Genomic DNA, 15,723 nt, shown 5'->3' on the forward strand with positions numbered 1-15,723 from the left:
CCCACCGGCTGGCCGATGCCCCGACCGATGCGCGGTCGGCCCGAAGGTCGGCCGCGTCACCGGGTGTGTTACCGTTCTCCGCGACGTCGCCCACGCGACATCAGCGGCGATAGCTCAGTGGTAGAGCTCTGGTTTTACACACCAGCGGTCGGGGGTTCGAAACCCTCTCGCCGCACTCGATTCACCGCCGACGAAGGCGGATCGACCCCGTTTCCGGACCGTCACCGGGACGGGGTTTTCGTGCCCCGCCACGATTGCCCCGCCCCAATTGAGGAGCCCACATGACCACCACCCGCCGGCGACGCATGGTGGGCCGGGCCGCGGCGCTGACGGCGGGCATCGTCGCCGACCGGATCTTCGGTGACCCGGTGCGCCACCATCCGGTCGCCTGGTTCGGCACCGCCGCCGACCGTTTGGAAAAGCGGATGTGGGCCGATTCGAAGCCCCGGGGAGCGGCGTACGCGGCGGTGCTGGTCGCGGTGCCGACCGTCGCCGCCACCGTCGCCGCCCGCCGATTTCCGAATGTAGCGCTCGCCGCGGTGGCGTGGGCGTCGCTCGGCGGCACGACGCTGGCCCGCACCGGCGAGCGCATGGCCGACCGTCTCGAGGCCGAAGACCTCGCCGCCTCCCGGGAGTTGGTGCCGTGGCTGTGCTCTCGCGACCCCGCGCGGCTCGACCTCGACGGCGTGGCCCGGGCGACGGTGGAATCGCTGTCGGAAAACACCTCCGACGCGGTGTCGGGCACGCTGCTGTGGGGCGCGGTGTTCGGAGCCCCCGGCGTCGTGGCGCACCGGTGCGGCAACACCCTCGACGCGATGGTCGGCTACCGCACGGAGAAGTGGCGGAATTTCGGGTGGGCGTCGGCAAAGTTCGACGACGTGATCAACTGGGTTCCGGCCCGGCTGACGGGCGTGGCCACGGTCATCGCGGGCCCGGACCGTGCGGGGGCGTGGCGGGCGTGGCGCGAGGACGCCCCCGGTCATCCGAGCCCCAACGCCGGGGTGCCCGAGGCCACGGCGGCCGGCGCGTTGGGCGTGCGGCTCGGCGGCGCCACCGCTTACGAGGGCGGCGTGGAGGAGCGTGCGGTTCTCGGCCGCGGGGATTCCCCGACGGTCGCCGACGTCCGCCGCGCGGTGACCCTCACCCGTCGCGTGCAGGACATCACCGCCGCGATGTGCGTCGGCGGTCTGCTCGTCGCGGCGTTCGCATCGCGGTGACGGGGTTGACGCGCCCGGCGTGGTGACGCGCCCTCGCGTCTAGAACCGTTCGTCGTCGAGCCCGTGGCCCTTGCGGCGCCGTCCCTTGTGCCCGGAGTCGCCGTAGCGCGCGGCCAGTCGGCGCGCACGCTCGGCCCGCGCGTCGGCTTCCGCCGTGGCGGCCGCAGCGGCGGGCTCTGCCTTCTTCTCGTACCCGGCCTCGATCTCGCCGCCGTCGCGACCCGCGTGCGCTTCGCGTGCCTCGTGTGTTTCGGGCTTGACGACGTCCACGTCCTCGCCACCCGCCGTGGCGGACGGGGCCGCCGCCGACACTGCGGCGGGGGAGGCGGCGGCGGGCTCGTCGTCACGCGAGGAACGCAGGACGGCCTCCTGCTCCTCCCGGTCCCGGCGACGCTCCCGGGCCTCCGCGAAGATGAACCAGATCAGGGCACCCGGAGCCATGATGCCGAAGAAAATCCACTGGATGCCGTACGCCAGGTACGGGCCGCTCTCCAGCGTCGGCAGCGGAATGGCGCGCAGGCTTCCCGGTTGATCCTCGGCGAGCTGGATGTAATCGGGGTGCAAATCCACGTCCATGATCTCGCCGACCTGGTCGGTGTCGATGCCGTAGACCTGCGTCGGCTCGCCCTCGCCGCCCTCCAGGGGCGGGCGCTCCGGGGTCATCTCGCCGCGACGGGCGTAGCCCAGAATGGTCACCTCACCCGACGGTGCGGCCTCCATGTCCGGGACGCCGCCATCCGGCGGGGTTTCGAAACCGCGGTTGACCAGGTAAATCGTTCCGTCATCGGCGCGGAAGGCGGTCAGTGCGTGCGTCGCCGGCGTGCCGTCGACCGGCCGATTGCGCAGCAGGACCTCCGAATCCGGCAGGAACTCGCCCTGCGCGGTGACCCGCCGCCACTCCGTGCCCTCCGCCAGCTCCCCGTCGGCGGGGAACAGCTCCGAGGCGTCCACGGGATCGACCTCGAAGGCGTGGCGCAGCTGGTCGTTGCGCTCCTGCGTGGCCTTGTTCTTCCCGAGCTGCCACGGAGCGAGCACCGTGAACGCGAGATAGGCGAACGCGACGCAGACCACGGCGGTGAGCACCCAGCCGGGGGTCAGGAACTGGCGGATTCGGGATGTCACGCCGCCCACCTTACTCACTAGCTCGGATCGCCCCGGATACGGGCGGGGGGATGGTGGCGGCGGTCGGGGCGTGGTCGGTGGTTGGTCGGCGGTGGGCGTGAAAAACGACCGGCGCGGCGCCGTCGGCTGCGGCGGAGCGTTGCGGCGGAGCACTGCGGCGGTGGAGTAGAATCGTCGCTCAGCCCGAAACCCGGGCCCGTTTGCCCAGCCGCCGGAAGGTGCCCGTGTCCACAGTCGCAAAAGCATCGACGCGTTCGCGTTATGGCGCGGTGTTCCGCCAATTCCTGAAGTTCGGCATGGTCGGCGGCACCGGTGTCCTGGTCAATACCGTGGTGGCGATCATGGCGCGCAAGATCGGCCTGGAGTGGGGCGTCAACGAGCACGAGGTGTTCGCCAACCTGCTGGGCACCCGGTGGAACATCCGGTGGTCGCACGTGTACGCGACGTTGGCGTTCCTCATCGCCAACGTGTGGAACTTCCAGCTCAACCGTTCGTGGACGTTCCGGGTGGATAACCGGCCGAATTGGTTCCGCCAGTTCGGGCCGTTCCTGCTGGCGGGCCTGTCGGGGCTCATCGTCAGCCTGGTCACCATCACGCTGCTGACCAACCCGACGTCGCCGCTGGCCCTGCCGGACCACATCTTCGACGATTCCAGCGGCCTGCGCACGAAGTTCTACTGGGCGAACCTCATCGGCGTGCTGTTGGGCACGCCGGCGAACTTCGTCATCAACAAGATCTGGACGTTCCGCGTGCGCGGCCTCGGCGGCAAGGATCCCCGGCGGAAGAACCGCGAGCGCATCGAGTTGAAGGAATTGTAGGCTTCACGACGGCCACCGCCCCGGCCGTTCACCGTGGACGCCGGTCGACGCTCGGTCAGCGGCACCCGGTGGGGGCGTGGCGGTGCGAGCCTGCGGTCAGCGGTCAGCGGGTCGAGGAGTCTTCGAGGATGTCGCGGATGGTGGCGATGAGACCCGGGGTGGCGGCCTCGATTTCGCGGCGGGTGCGGGTGAAGCCGGACAGATCGCCGTAGTACGGGTCGGCGACGTCGGCGTCGGCGGGGGAGTTCGGGTCGAAGGAGCGCATCAGGCGGATCTTCTCGGCGGGGATGCCGCGGGCGACGAGCTGCGACACGTGGCCGTTGTCCATGGCGATGTACAGCGTCGCGTCGACGTGTTCGGCGCCGAGCTGCGCGGCGACGTGCGTGGAGTCGCGGCCGGAGTTTTCCAGTTCCGCGCGGGCGCGGGAATCGGCGGGCTGGCCGACGTGCCACGCGCCGATGCCGCAGGAAGCCAGGAGGACGTCGTCGGCGAGGCCGGCATCCTCGACGGCTTCGCGGACGATGATCTCCGCCATCGGGGAACGGCAGATGTTGCCGCTGCACACGAAGACGAGATAAACGGATTCGGTGCGGCCAGGCGCGGACATGGGGTCTCCTCGGTGCCGGGGACGCCCCGCGCATGAGGGGACCGGTCGGGTCCGTCGCGCGGGCGTGAATTTTTCCGAATGACAAGGTATATCGCCTGCGCCGCCGGGGCCAATTTCGCATCGGTCGGAGAAATTGGGGCGTGCGGTGTCCGGTGCGGCGGCCGGTGCCCGGAGTCGCGCTGAGTCCCTACACGAGCATGCGCTCGAGCTCGTTGCCTCACCCGCGACCGCTCCCGCGCCCGCGTCCGGGCGGGCTCGTCAGAGCCCGAGCATCTCCCGGGCCATGCGGTCTAGCTGGTCGGGCGTGTGCGCGACGGCGTCGGCGCGGTCGCGTTCGTCGTCGGGTCCGTAGCCCCAGCCGACGAGGATCGCCGGCACGCCGAAGCGTCGGGCGCCCTCGACGTCGTGGATGCGGTCGCCGATCATCACGGCGCCGGGCAGGGCGTCCCCGCCATTGCCGCCATTGCCGCCATCCCCGGAGTCCCCGCCATCGCCGTCGATGTCGCGGCGCACGGCGGGCAGCCCCAGCACGCGCAGGGTGTGTTCGATGACGTCGTCCTTGTGGTGGCGGTCCCCGCCGTCGTCGGCGGCGCCGATGAAGTCGAAATGGTCGAGGATCCCGAACTCCGCCAGCACCTTCCGGGCGAAGTGCCCTCCCTTCGAGGTGGCCGTCGCCAGGCGGATGCCGTCGGCGCGCCAGCCGTCGAGAAGCTCGACCCAGCCCGGGAACATCCTGGTGTCCGCCCACCCGCCGTCGGTTTGCGCGGCGCGGTAGGCGCGCATCGCGGCGTCGAGGCGGTCGCCGGACAGGCCGATCTTCTCCATCGAATCCCGCATCGGCGGGCCGGCGAGGGTGGACATGAACGTGTCGTCGGGGATCGGGTGGCCGACCGCCTCCATCGCGGTGCGGAAGCTCGCCTGGATGCCCGCGAGGGAATCGCTGATGGTGCCGTCGACGTCGATGAGCAGGGTGGGGGCCATGCCATCCAGTATGGGGGCCGCGACCCCTGGTCGGCGATCCGGGCGGTGTGGCAATGTGAACAACATGATGATGGGCGACACGGGGGATGACGCTGCGGCGGTCTCCGCCGGGGCCGAGTTCACCGGCGACGTGAGTTACCACGGCGATGTGGCGGCGCGGGGGGCGCTGGTGGATTTCGCGGTCAACGTGCGGGGGACGACGCCGCGGTGGCTTCTCGACGCCCTCGGCAGCCACCTCAACGATTTGTCCGCCTACCCGGATCCGATGCTGGATCGGCGGGTGCGCAAGCTCATCGCGCGGCGGCACGGGCGGCGGGAGGATGAGGTCCTGTTGCTGGCGGGCGTGGCCGAGGGGTTCGCGCTGTTGCCGGACATCTGCGAGCGTCCGGCGGTGATTCATCCGCAGTTCACGGAGCCGGATGCGGTGATGCGGGCGGCGGGCATCGACGTCGACCGGGTGATTCTGCGTCCCCCGTGGGATCTGGGGCAGGTGCGCGATGGTTCGGTTGCGGTGCCCGACGACGCCGATTTGGTGGTGGTGGGCAATCCGACGAATCCGACGTCGGTGCTCCATTCGCGCGAGGACATTCTGGCCCTGCGCGCGCCGGGCCGGGTCGTGGTTGTCGACGAGGCGTTCATGGACGTCGTCGCCGAGGATGCCGGGGAGGCTTGCGAGGTCGCGTCGGTGCGTGATCCCGGGTTGCTGGTGTTCCGCAGTTTGACCAAGACGTGGGCGTTGGCGGGGTTGCGCTGCGGGTATGCATTGGGTGTGCCGGAGGTGCTGGCGGCGTTGGCGCGGCGTCGTCCGGCGTGGCCGGTGGGCACGTTGCAGCTGCATGCGATGCGGTTGGTGGCCGAGCATGGGATGGGCCGGCCGTTGCGGCTCGAGCGCGCCGACGTTGCGCGGGAGCGGGAGTTGATGGTGGCCGTGCTTGACGACGCCGGCTGGGAGGTCGAGCCGGCCGCGGGGCCGTTTCTGCTGGCCAGGCCACCGGTGGCCGACCCGGAGGCGGTGCGGCTGGCTCTGGCGAATCGGGGAGTGGCGGTGCGGCGCTGCGACACGTTCCCGGGGTTGGGGACGTCGTGGTGGCGGTTGGCGGTGCGTGGTCCGGCCGACGTCGGCACACTGGTGGGGGAGGTCACCCGCATCGCCGCCCTGCAACGTGAACGATGATGAGGGGGCCGGGGCGCCCGCCTCGGCTCCGGTGGAGCAACTGATGTGACTCGGGCCCCGGCGCCCGCCGCGCGGCCCGCCCGACCGACGATTCGACCCGAGAGGAAACGCAGATGAACGTGACCGTCGCCGACGTGCGCCGAGTTCTCGACGCCGCCTACCCGCCCGAGCTGGCGGAGGAGTGGGACAAGGTCGGGTTGATCTGCGGCGACCCCGACGAGCCGGTGTCGCGGGTGGCGGTGGCCCTCGACTGCACCGACGCGGTGGCCGATGCGGCGCTTGCGTCGGGTGCGCAGATGCTCGTCGTCCACCATCCGCTGTTGCTGCGCGGGGTGTCGTCGGTGGCGGCGGACACGCCGAAGGGGCGGATCCTGCACAAGCTCATTCGCGGTGGGGTGGCGTTGTTCGCGGCGCACACCAACGCCGATTCGGCGCGGCCGGGCGTCAACGACCGCCTCGCCGAGCTGCTGGGAGTGCACCCGGGTGCCCCGTTGGCGCCGAAGCCGGGGCGGCATCTCGATGCCTGGGTGGTGCGGGTGCCGGGGTCGCATGCCGAGGCGGTGAAGGAGGCGGTGTTCGCCGCCGGCGCCGGTTCGGTCGGGGATTACGAAGCGTGCGCGTACGAGCTTTCCGGCCGCGGCCAGTTCCGCCCGGGCGATGACGCCGACCCGTTCCTCGGCGAGCGGGGCCGGGTCGAACATGTCGAGGAGCTGCGCATCGAGTTCGTCGCCGAGCCGTCGCTGCGGTCGAAGGTGCATGCCGCCCTGGTGGAGGCGCACCCGTATGAGGAGCCGAGCTTCGACGTCCTGGAGTCGCTCGTCGGCGATCTCGACCCGGAGGCCGCGTTCGGCATCGGCCGGGTCGGCGATCTCGATGAGCCGATGCCGTTCAAGGATTTCGTCGCCCGGGTCGGCGAGCGTCTGCCCGCCACCGAGTGGGGCGTGCGCGGGGCGGGTGACCCGGAGCGGATCATCCGCCGCGTGGCGGTGGCCTCCGGGTCGGGCGATTCTTTCCTGAACGTCGCGCGCAAGCTGGGCGTGGATGCGTTCGTCACCTCCGACCTGCGTCATCACCCGGTCGACGAGGCGTTGCGCGAGGGCGGGCCCTGCATCGTCGACACCGCCCACTGGGCCAGCGAGTTCCCGTGGTGCGGCCAGGCCGCGGACCTGTTGGGCGATGCGTTGGGCGTCGAGACGGAGGTCCTGGACATCCGCACCGACCCTTGGACCGTCGCCGCCGCCGGCCACAACACCGACACCACCGAGGAGAACCGATGAAACTCGACCCCGTCACCCAGGTGACCATCCTGGAGCTGTCCGAGGCGCAGGCGCGCATGGACGGGCTCGAGGCACGCCGCCAGTCCTCGCCGGAGCGGGCGGAGCTGACGTCGCTGCTGGCGGAACGCGCCGCACTGCGCACCAGCACCGCCCGATCGCGTCTGTCGGCGCGGGATCTGGGCGTCGACGTGAAGAAGCTCGAATCCGACCTGGACAAGCTGCGCCGCCGCGAAGACGAAGATCGCCGCAGCCTCGACCACGCCGAAGACGCCGAGGTGCGCCGCGACCTGGAGCACGACCTCGCCTCGACGCGCCGTCGCCGAGAAGAGCTCGAACACCACATCGCCGACGTCCGCGACATCCGCGACGCCCACGAGATCAACGTCGGCGCGGACTCCGATGAGCTGGAGGACCGCATCCGCCTGGCCGAGAAGCGCGTCGCCGACGCCGATCTGGACATGCAGGCGCAGGTCGACGGCCTGAAGCGCCGCATGGAGGAACTGCGCGGCACCGTCGACGCGAAGCTGTTGTCGCGCTACGACAAGATCACCGCCGAAACCGGCATCGGCGTCGCCCGACTCGACGGCCGCACGTGCCTGAGCTGCTACATGGAGCTCGACGCGTCGACGATGCGCAACTTCGAAACGCTGCCGGCGGAAGAGGTAGTCACCTGCCCCGAGTGCAGCGCGTGGCTCGTCCGGCCGGTGACCCTCAACGCCGCCGACGAGGCGAACAAGCGATGAGCGGTGAGCGAGCGGTGAGCGGTGAGCAAGCTGGGAGCGGTGAACAGGCGATGAGCGCCCCCGAGAAGCCGGAACGTGGATCGACCAGGGAGGCGACGTCGGCAAGCTCCGTGAAACCGGAGCGCGGATCCACCCGGGAGGCGACGTCGGCAAGCCCGGGATGGACCGGCGCGGTCGGCGAACCCACGCGACTGCTGCTGCTGCGCCACGGCCAAACCCCGATGAGCGTCGACCGCCGATACAGCGGCTCGGCGTCGAACCCCTCCCTGACGGACTTCGGCCGCCGCCAAGCACGCGCCGCCGCCGACCGGCTGGTGGCCGGCGACTGGGACATCCGCGGCATCATTGCATCCCCGCAGGCCCGCGCCCTGGAAACCGCGACATACGCGGCGGTGGAACTCGGCCTCGGCATCAGCGTCGACGACGACCTGCGCGAGACCGACTTCGGCACCTGGGAAGGCCTGACCTTCGGCGAAGCCGCCGCCCGCGACGCCGACATCCACGCCCGCTGGCTCACCGACCCCGAACTGACCCCACCCGGCGGCGAGGCCTTCCGCACCGTCGACGACCGCGTCGCCGCCGCCCGCCGCCGCATCGCCGACGACTTCGGCCCCGGCACTTTCCTGGTGGTCAGCCACGTCACGCCCATCAAATCCATCCTCCGCCAGGGCCTCGGCGCCGGGTTCGAACTGTTCACCCGATTGCACCTCGACCTCGCGTCGCTGTCCGTCGCCGAGTTCTACGCCGACGGGCCCACCTCGGTCACGCTGGTCAACGACACCGCCCACCTGAGGTAAGCGGCGGCCGGAGCTGACCGGTGCACCCAGGGCGACCGATGCCCGATGCACCCGGGGAAAACGGGCGACGGCGGGGAGAGGGGCGTCGTAAAGCAGACCCCGCACCAGACACCCGCCCGCGTGCGCTAAAATCCCCCCACGTGAGCGAGCCGGCCGGATGACCGCGGCACGGGGACCAGCGCACAAAGCGCCCGGCCCGGCGCCGAGGAAAGTCCGGACTCCACAGGGCACGGTGGTTGCTAACGGCAACCCGGGGCGACCCGCGGGACAGTGCCACAGAAAACAAACCGCCCGGGCGCGCGGATGCGTCCGCACGAACCGGGTAAGGGTGAAAAGGTGCGGTAAGAGCGCACCAGCGCCGCAGGTGACTGCGACGGCTCGGTAAACCCCACCGGGAGCAAGGCAAGAGGGCGCACCACGCACGCGCGGTGTGCCTGCTCGGACGACCGAGGGCTGCCCGCCCAAGTCCGAGGGTCAGCTGCTTCAGGCGCCCAGCGATGGTGCGTCGAGATGGATGGTCATCACCCGCCGAGGCCGAAAGGCGCGGCGGGGACAGAATCCGGCTCACAGGCCGGCTCGTTCACCTTTTGCTTCGGTTTTCGCCTGCCGGTTTCGCGCGCTGTTGTGGCCCTGCGTTTTCGCCCTTGGTGGTTCGCTCGTCGTTGTGGTCGGCGTTTTTCGCCCTTCGCCACTCGTCGTCGTGAGCGACGGTGAGGGCGTTGCTCTGTCGCTCACCTCTTGAGTCCCCTGCGTCGCTCTGGCCCCAGTTCTGGGGGAATCGCACAAAACGGGACATTTGCGGTGATTGTGAGCTGGGGTTTTGTCTCGATCCCTGTCCCATTTTGTGCGATAGCAAATTTGCTGCGGCGTGGGCGGGAATCGGTGGCGCGTCCAGTCGGTAACGGGCGGTCACGTTGGGCGGGAATCGGGGCGCGCCCAGTCGGTAACGGGCGGTCGCGTTGGGCGGGAATCGGGGGTTGCATCCGGTTGGGTTTGGGCAGTCACGGCGGCACTCGAATCGGTGGCGCCCGGCCTCGGCGACCCGGTTTCGGCACCCCCACATTGAGGTCGTCGGAAAGTCGATGGAACCGATTACCGCCGGACCGCGTCCAATGGGGCGTGAACATTCTCAGGGGGAACACGGAATCCGAACGTAAAGCGCTCGCCCGCAAATGGCGGGGCGGCGAGCTGCACAGACTGCACCCGAACACCTACATTCCGACCGCCGAGTGGCACGACCTCGACACCACAGCCCGCCGGCGGGTGACCCATCTCAGCGCCGTCGACTCCAGGGAGGGGATGGTCGTCGTCGGGCGCAGTGCCGCGCTGGCGTGGGGGCTCGACATCTTCGATCGGTCGCCGAACCGCGATGGTGGACGGTCGAACCCGAAAAACCCCGCGGCCGGCATCGACGTCATCGAACTCGCGCATCCCACGCGCAGGAACTACCAGACGCGGGGCGCGATCCACGAACGGAAGCTGACGTGGGGCCCGGAGGACCTGCGGCGCGTCGAGGGGCGGTTGGTGACGTCGGTGGGCGCGACCGTCGCCGACGTGACTTTGCGGCACGGGTTCGCTCATGGTTTGGTCACGGCGGATTCGGCGTTGCGGCTGGGGCATTCGCAGATTGATTTGGCCCGGGCGGCGGGGCGTTCGGCGAATCCGCGGATGGCGCTCGACGTCGTCGCGTGCGCGAGTCGTTTCGCCGACAGTGCCGCGGAGTCGTTGATGCGCGCCCAGATCATCAAGGCGGGGTTGCCGGCGCCGGAGCTGCAGTTGCGGGTGTTCAGCGCTGACGGGCTGTTCATCGGGTGCGTGGATCTGGCCTATCGGGGTTTGTTGGCGATGATCGAGGTGCACGGCAAGGGGAAGTTTCTCGGGGTGTACGGCGATTCCGATGAGCGTTCGTTCTACGAGTGGAAGCGTGAGTCGGAGCTTCTCGACGAGGGGCTGGCCGTGTTGCGCGTGACGTGGGAGCAGATCATGTCGGGGGAGGCGCTGCGTCGGGTGCGTGAGTTTTTGGAGGCGCAGAGGGCGAAGGTCGCGGCGGGTGATGCGACGACGGCGCGTTTCGTCCGGGCCGGGGATCGTTGGCCGAAGGGTTATCGCACGCCGGGGCAGCGTCGGGCGGGTGCCGCGTGACGGATCGCGGGGTGTGACCTGTCGGGTGCAGCCAGGTCTCGCCGGCCCCGGATGTCCCTCGCCTCGAACTTGATCAGACACCGGACGCAATCCGGCCCAACCGTAGAGGATTTTCTATCGCACAAAACGGGACACGCCCACTTCACGTGACCTGGGCTTTTCCTCTCGTCGTCAGTCCCGTTTTGTGCGACTCTGGGCGTTTCTGGGGCGCGCGCGTCGGATGTGGCGGGTGTGGTGGGTGTGGGGGAAGTGGTTGCGGCTGGTGTAGAGGGTCGGACATGCGGAAGGCCGGGCCGTCGTGTCTGGCTTTACGACGACCGGCCCTCACCTCAATCACCGCAGCACTCGCGTTTGGCGGGGCGAACCGCCTAAACGAACTTCGAGTACGTCGGCAGGTCGAGGAAACCGTTGCCCGACAGGCCGATCAAAATGGCCGGACCCGAACCCGGCTCACCCTCGTACTTCGCGGCCTCGGCACACGCGGCGGCGATGGCGTGGTTCGACTCCGGCGCCGGAACCGTGCCCTCGCAGCGGGCGAAACGCACGCCGGCGGCGAACGCGTCCTCCTGCTCGACCGTGGTGGTCTCCACCAACCCCAACTCCACGGCGTGCGACACCATCGGCGCCATCGCGTGGTAACGCAGACCACCGGCGTGAATCGGATCCGGCACGAAATCGCTGCCCAGGGTGTGCATCTTCAACAGCGGCGTCAACCCCGCCACATCGCCATGGTCGTAGCGGTACTCGCCCCGCGTCAACGACGGGCACTTGGCGGGCTCGGCGGCGATGATGCGCGGCGCATCGTCTCCCACGAACTTCTTCGCATCCCCCTTCGCCCCCGACGCGGAGGTCGGAGTGGAGGAACGGCCGCCGTCGTCAAGCACGGAACCCGTCAACGAATGCCCGATGAACGGGAACGTCAAACCAGCCAGGTTCGACCCGCCGCCGGCGCAACCGACCACCACATCCGGGCCGGACTCGCCGAACATCGCCAGCTGCGCGGCGGCCTCCTGACCGATGATCGTCTGGTGCAACATCACGTGATTGAGCACGCTGCCCAGGGCGTACCGCGAATTCTTGCCGTTCACCGCGACCTCGATGGCCTCCGACACGGCCATGCCCAACGAACCCGGGGTATCCGGATCCTTCGCCAGAATCGCGCGCCCCGCCTCGGTCAGATCCGACGGCGACGGGTGCACCGAACCGCCGTAGACCTCCATCAGCATGCGGCGGTAGGGCTTCGAATCGTACGACGCACGCACCTGCCACACCTCGACGCCCAAGCCGAAGAACTGGGCGGCGAACGCCAGCGACGCACCCCACTGGCCGGCGCCGGTCTCGGTGGTCAGGTTCTCGATGCCGTCGAGCATGTTGTAGTACGCCTGCGCCACCGACGTGTTCGGCTTGTGCGAACCGATGGGGGAGACGGACTCGTTCTTGTAGTAGATGCGGGCGGAGGTGCCCAGCTCCTTCTCCAGACGGCGCGCCCGGCCCAGCGGCGACGGACGCCACAGGCGGTAGATTTCGCGGATCGGCTCGGGGATCTCGATCCACCGGTCGGTGGAGAACTCCTGCTCGACCAGCCCGGACGCGAAGATCGGCTCCATCTCCTCCGGCTTCAGCGGCTCACGGGTGCCGGGGTGGAGGTGCGGCGGCAGCGGCTCGGGGAAGTCGGCGGCGAGGTTGTACCAGTGGGTCGGCAGCGCCGAGTCGGGGAGAATCGCCTTGGTCATCTCGCCGTTCGCGCCGTTCGCGCCGTTGGCGTCGGTGCCGGGCCGGGCCTGGGTGGTCATGTGTGCTCCTGTGTAGTGCGGATGGTTCACCTCAGCGTATCCGGCGACGCGGACCGTGATCGCCATTAGGCTGGGCGGACATGAAGCTGTTTGCGGCCGCCCTCGATTTCCGTGCCGTCGCCCGCGAGTTCGGGGTGCCGGAGACGTTCGCCCCGGAGGTGCACGCCGATGCCGCGGCTGCGGTGGATCGGCGGGCGGCGCGGAAGGATTTGCGCGACGTCGCGTTCGTGACCATCGACCCGCCCGGCTCCATGGATCTGGATCAGGCGATGCACATCAGCGCGTGGGGCGGGGATGGCGCCGGCGCGGGCCCGGGTGCCGGCGACTCGGGCCCGGGCGCCGGCGCGGGCACTGGCACCGACGACGCGGGCGCTGGCGACCCCGACACCGCCGGTTGGCGCGTGCTGTACGCGATCGCGGACGTCGGCGGGCTCATCGCGCCGGATTCGTTGACGGCGGCCGAGTCGATGCGCCGCGGGCAGACGATTTATCTGCCGGACGAGCCGACGCGCCTGCATCCGGCGGCGCTGTCGGAGGGTGCGGGCAGTTTGCTTCCCGACGTCGACCGCCCGGCCATCGTCTGGGACATCGTCGTCGACGCGGATGGGGAGCCGACGTTGCGCGACGTGTTCCCGGCTCTGGTGCGGTCGGTGGCGCGGCTGGAGTACGTCGCGGTGCAGGAGTCGTTCGATGCCGGGGTCCCGCATCCGTCGATTGCGCTGCTTCCGGAAGTTGGGCGGGCCAGGCAGGGGTCGGCGCGTCGTCGTGAAGCGATCAATTTGCGGTTGCCGTCGCAGTCGGTGGTGCCGACGGGGGATGGCCGGTGGGAGCTGCGCTTGGATGCGCGGCCGCCGGTGATGGATTTCAATTCGGAGATTTCGCTGTTGGCGGGGATGGTCGCGGGTCAGATGATGGCGGAGGCCGGCGTCGGGGTGTTGCGGACGTTGCGGCCGGCGGGCGAGGCTGCGCTGGCGGAGTTTCGGGTGGCGGCGCGCGCGTTGGGGTACGAGCTGCCCGATGATGCGGGCATTGCCGAGGTCAGCGCGTTTTTGGCGGGCGTCGACGCGGATTCGACCCGCGGGATGGCGGTGATGAAGGATGCGTCGCGCCTGTTGCGCGGCTCGGGGTACGAGCGGTTGGAGACGCTTGACGACGGTTCGGCCCCCGCACCGTCCGACGTGCCGGTGCATTCGGGCGTGGGTGGCCCGTACGCGCATGTGACGGCCCCGTTGCGACGGCTGATCGACCGGTTCGGGCTGGAGTATTGTCTGGCCATCGCGGCTCACCGGCGCGGCGACACGCAGGAGGTGGAGGTCCCCGGGTGGGTGACGGCCGGGGTCGACGAGGCGATTTCGGTGATGGCGTCGTCGGGGCAGCTGGCGTCGCGGGTGGACCGGGCGTGCCTGGATCTGACCGAGGCGGTGGTGTTGGAGCCGTGGGTGGGCCATGCCTTCGACTCCGCGGTGCTCCACGACCGTGGCGAGGAGGTCGAGGTGTTCGTGTTCGAGCCGCCGGTGTTCGCCAAGTGCCGGGGAACGACCGACGCGGGTGTGCCGGACGAGGGCACGGCCCAGCGGGTCAGCCTGGTCGCCGCCGATCCGTCGAATCCCGTGGAGGCGGAGGTGCTGTTCGCCTGGCCGGCTGATTAGGGGGGTGCGCCTGGCCCGCAGATTAGGACAGCGGGCCCGGCCGGCGGATCAGAGCAGCGCGCCGGGCCTGCCGATTAGGGCGGCATGAAAGCGCCCCGGCTCAGAACGGTGAGTCGATGACGGCCCCGGCGTCGGTGTCGGTGATGCGCAGGACGGTGCCGCCGTCGCGGCGGATGGCGGCTTCGACGTCGTCGGCGTCGTCGGCGTGGGCCCAGACGACCACGGCGGCGCCGGGTGCCGGGCAGCAGCGGGCCACGGCGTCATGGCCGTCGAGGGAGGCGACCACGCGGCCGAGCGGCGAATCGGCCGCCGGGGCGGTGTCGCGCACGGTGACGTCGTGGGAGACTCCGGCCATTGCGGCGGCGGCGTCGCCGTGGCGCAGGTGGGCGGACACGGCGCGGGCGCGGTCGGAGCAGCCGGAGGCGTCGTCGAGCCACTGGGTGGCGCGACCGACGGTGGGGGCGTCGCCGTCGGGCTGGACCTCACGGCGGGCGCGGACCCATTCGAGGACCCGCGGCTGTGCCTCGGGCAGGCCGCTGAGGGTGGGCACGCCGAAGGCGGAGCATGCCTCGGTGAAGAACTCGTGGCGCTCCACCTGCGGCGACGCGCCGGTGATGTCGGGGGAGTAGGCCACCATCAGCGACAGGTTGTCCGGGCGCGGCGTCTGGGTGACGGCTTCGTCGGAGTGGTTGCACGTCAGCACCGAGTCGGGACGGCTGCGCAGGGCCACGGTGTAGGGGTGCAGCGGCCAGTGGCCGCCGTAGTGGGCCGCCGACGTTTCGTGGAGGGCGGCGGCCAGGCGGGCGCGGGTGGGCACGTCGTCGCGGTCGCCCCAGCGGGCGTTGGCAGCCAGCGCAACCGCCGACTGCAGTGCGGGAAGCTCGCCGAGGCCGCGACCGGCGGGAATGTTCGACGCCCAGCGCACGGTGAGGCCGGAGCCGGTGCGGGGGATGAGGTGCGTGGTGTGCTGCAGCGCCACGACGGCCGCCGCGATGGCGGTGATTTCGGCCGGGTACGCCGGCGGCACGGCATCGGGCATGGGCAGGCGGGTTTCCTCGCCGGTGCGGGCGGCGATGACGACGAGTTCGTCGGCGTCGTTTTCCTCCAACGCCACGGCCACGGACACGGGCAGCGCGGTGGCCAGCAGCATGCCGCCGGTCGCCGCGCACGCCTCGCCGAGCAGTTCCACCGATCCCGGCGCGTGCGCGATCGTCGCCTCGGGACCCGCGGACTCGCGGACTCGTTCGACGGCGGCGGGAACGGACATCGGGGACCTTTCGACGGCAACGGAGGGCGGACGCGACGGCATCGCGGCAACCGGCCTTTTCCGGGTGCCGCGTCGTCGCGGATCATGTCCTGAGATAGTACCCGCAGGTAGCCTGGACACAACCTGCCCACGACCG

General features: G+C 70.4%; 13 protein-coding genes, 1 tRNA gene and 1 other RNA gene. 10 read left to right on the top strand and 5 right to left on the bottom strand.

What is annotated here, in order from left to right; translation table 11 throughout:
- Nucleotides 1–103 precede the first annotated feature (103 nt).
- Together HMPREF3121_RS02380 and cbiB are read left to right on the top strand one after the other, a co-directional pair.
- Nucleotides 104–175, top strand: a tRNA-Val gene (locus tag HMPREF3121_RS02380).
- Between the two features lie 106 nt (nucleotides 176–281).
- On the top strand, nucleotides 282–1,217 hold the full coding sequence (cbiB, locus tag HMPREF3121_RS02385; protein WP_246816043.1) for an adenosylcobinamide-phosphate synthase CbiB: 936 nt from the start codon (nucleotides 282–284) through the stop codon (nucleotides 1,215–1,217).
- Nucleotides 1,218–1,256: 39 nt separating this feature from the next.
- Here the strand turns inward: cbiB and HMPREF3121_RS02390 are convergent, their stop codons facing one another.
- Nucleotides 1,257–2,339, bottom strand: a complete 1,083-nt coding sequence (locus HMPREF3121_RS02390) for an SURF1 family cytochrome oxidase biogenesis protein (RefSeq protein ID WP_246816044.1) — start codon at nucleotides 2,337–2,339, stop codon at nucleotides 1,257–1,259.
- A 218-nt stretch (nucleotides 2,340–2,557) separates the two neighbouring features.
- On the opposite strand from HMPREF3121_RS02390, the gene HMPREF3121_RS02395 reads away from it, so the two are divergent.
- Entirely contained in the window at nucleotides 2,558–3,157 is a 600-nt protein-coding gene (locus HMPREF3121_RS02395; RefSeq protein ID WP_371327302.1) for a GtrA family protein, read from the top strand.
- Nucleotides 3,158–3,260: 103 nt separating this feature from the next.
- Here the strand turns inward: HMPREF3121_RS02395 and HMPREF3121_RS02400 are convergent, their stop codons facing one another.
- Nucleotides 3,261–3,764, bottom strand: coding sequence for a low molecular weight protein-tyrosine-phosphatase (locus tag HMPREF3121_RS02400; RefSeq protein WP_070519525.1), 504 nt, complete (start codon nucleotides 3,762–3,764; stop codon nucleotides 3,261–3,263).
- Nucleotides 3,765–4,022: 258 nt separating this feature from the next.
- On the bottom strand, nucleotides 4,023–4,745 hold the full coding sequence (locus tag HMPREF3121_RS02405) for an HAD hydrolase-like protein (RefSeq protein WP_070519527.1): 723 nt from the start codon (nucleotides 4,743–4,745) through the stop codon (nucleotides 4,023–4,025).
- Between the two features lie 55 nt (nucleotides 4,746–4,800).
- On the opposite strand from HMPREF3121_RS02405, the gene cobC reads away from it, so the two are divergent.
- From cobC to HMPREF3121_RS02435, 6 genes are all read left to right on the top strand, one after another.
- Nucleotides 4,801–5,919, top strand: a complete 1,119-nt coding sequence (gene cobC, locus HMPREF3121_RS02410; protein WP_371327303.1) for an Rv2231c family histidinol phosphate aminotransferase CobC — start codon at nucleotides 4,801–4,803, stop codon at nucleotides 5,917–5,919.
- 113 nt (nucleotides 5,920–6,032) lie between these two features.
- Complete coding sequence (locus HMPREF3121_RS02415; protein WP_070519528.1) at nucleotides 6,033–7,196, top strand: Nif3-like dinuclear metal center hexameric protein; 1,164 nt, start codon at nucleotides 6,033–6,035, stop codon at nucleotides 7,194–7,196.
- The gene (locus HMPREF3121_RS02420) at nucleotides 7,193–7,939 is read left to right on the top strand and encodes a zinc ribbon domain-containing protein (RefSeq protein ID WP_070519530.1); all 747 of its coding nucleotides are present in this window, start codon (nucleotides 7,193–7,195) and stop codon (nucleotides 7,937–7,939) included. Before HMPREF3121_RS02415 ends, HMPREF3121_RS02420 begins: the two co-directional genes overlap by 4 nt.
- A 50-nt stretch (nucleotides 7,940–7,989) precedes the next feature.
- Nucleotides 7,990–8,736, top strand: coding sequence for a histidine phosphatase family protein (locus HMPREF3121_RS02425; RefSeq protein WP_371327304.1), 747 nt, complete (start codon nucleotides 7,990–7,992; stop codon nucleotides 8,734–8,736).
- Between the two features lie 145 nt (nucleotides 8,737–8,881).
- An RNA gene (rnpB, locus tag HMPREF3121_RS02430) (RNase P RNA component class A) lies at nucleotides 8,882–9,319 on the top strand.
- 536 nt (nucleotides 9,320–9,855) lie between these two features.
- The gene (locus tag HMPREF3121_RS02435) at nucleotides 9,856–10,878 is read left to right on the top strand and encodes a hypothetical protein (protein ID WP_070519532.1); all 1,023 of its coding nucleotides are present in this window, start codon (nucleotides 9,856–9,858) and stop codon (nucleotides 10,876–10,878) included.
- Between the two features lie 368 nt (nucleotides 10,879–11,246).
- Here HMPREF3121_RS02435 and HMPREF3121_RS02440 read toward each other — a convergent pair whose 3' ends face one another.
- The gene (locus HMPREF3121_RS02440) at nucleotides 11,247–12,611 is read right to left on the bottom strand and encodes a TrpB-like pyridoxal phosphate-dependent enzyme (RefSeq protein WP_070519599.1); all 1,365 of its coding nucleotides are present in this window, start codon (nucleotides 12,609–12,611) and stop codon (nucleotides 11,247–11,249) included.
- Nucleotides 12,612–12,751: 140 nt separating this feature from the next.
- Here HMPREF3121_RS02440 and HMPREF3121_RS02445 point away from each other — a divergent pair, with 140 nt between their 5' ends.
- Nucleotides 12,752–14,320 carry an RNB domain-containing ribonuclease gene (locus HMPREF3121_RS02445; protein ID WP_070519534.1) on the top strand — a complete coding sequence of 523 codons (1,569 nt, stop codon included), beginning with the start codon at nucleotides 12,752–12,754 and terminating at the stop codon, nucleotides 14,318–14,320.
- A gap of 100 nt (nucleotides 14,321–14,420) precedes the next feature.
- Here the strand turns inward: HMPREF3121_RS02445 and HMPREF3121_RS02450 are convergent, their stop codons facing one another.
- Nucleotides 14,421–15,587 (bottom strand): galactokinase family protein, encoded by a 1,167-nt coding sequence (locus tag HMPREF3121_RS02450; protein ID WP_070519536.1) that lies wholly within the window; start codon nucleotides 15,585–15,587, stop codon nucleotides 14,421–14,423.
- Between the last annotated feature and the right edge of the window lie 136 nt (nucleotides 15,588–15,723).

The sequence above is a fragment of the Corynebacterium sp. HMSC11E11 genome (genome assembly GCF_001807025.1).
GTDB classification, from domain to species: Bacteria; Actinomycetota; Actinomycetes; order Mycobacteriales; family Mycobacteriaceae; genus Corynebacterium; species Corynebacterium freneyi.

Bases quoted from the DNA above. Each gene is read 5' to 3' on its own strand.
- HMPREF3121_RS02440 (WP_070519599.1), bottom strand. From the start codon at position 12,611: ATGACCAAGGCGATTCTCCCCGACTCGGCGCTGCCGACCCACTGGTAC.
- HMPREF3121_RS02415 (WP_070519528.1), top strand. From the start codon at position 6,033: ATGAACGTGACCGTCGCCGACGTGCGCCGAGTTCTCGACGCCGCCTAC.
- HMPREF3121_RS02445 (WP_070519534.1), top strand. From the start codon at position 12,752: ATGAAGCTGTTTGCGGCCGCCCTCGATTTCCGTGCCGTCGCCCGCGAG.
- HMPREF3121_RS02400 (WP_070519525.1), bottom strand. From the start codon at position 3,764: ATGTCCGCGCCTGGCCGCACCGAATCCGTTTATCTCGTCTTCGTGTGC.
- HMPREF3121_RS02420 (WP_070519530.1), top strand. From the start codon at position 7,193: ATGAAACTCGACCCCGTCACCCAGGTGACCATCCTGGAGCTGTCCGAG.
- HMPREF3121_RS02405 (WP_070519527.1), bottom strand. From the start codon at position 4,745: ATGGCCCCCACCCTGCTCATCGACGTCGACGGCACCATCAGCGATTCC.
- cbiB (WP_246816043.1), top strand. From the start codon at position 282: ATGACCACCACCCGCCGGCGACGCATGGTGGGCCGGGCCGCGGCGCTG.
- HMPREF3121_RS02450 (WP_070519536.1), bottom strand. From the start codon at position 15,587: ATGTCCGTTCCCGCCGCCGTCGAACGAGTCCGCGAGTCCGCGGGTCCC.
- HMPREF3121_RS02425 (WP_371327304.1), top strand. From the start codon at position 7,990: ATGAGCGCCCCCGAGAAGCCGGAACGTGGATCGACCAGGGAGGCGACG.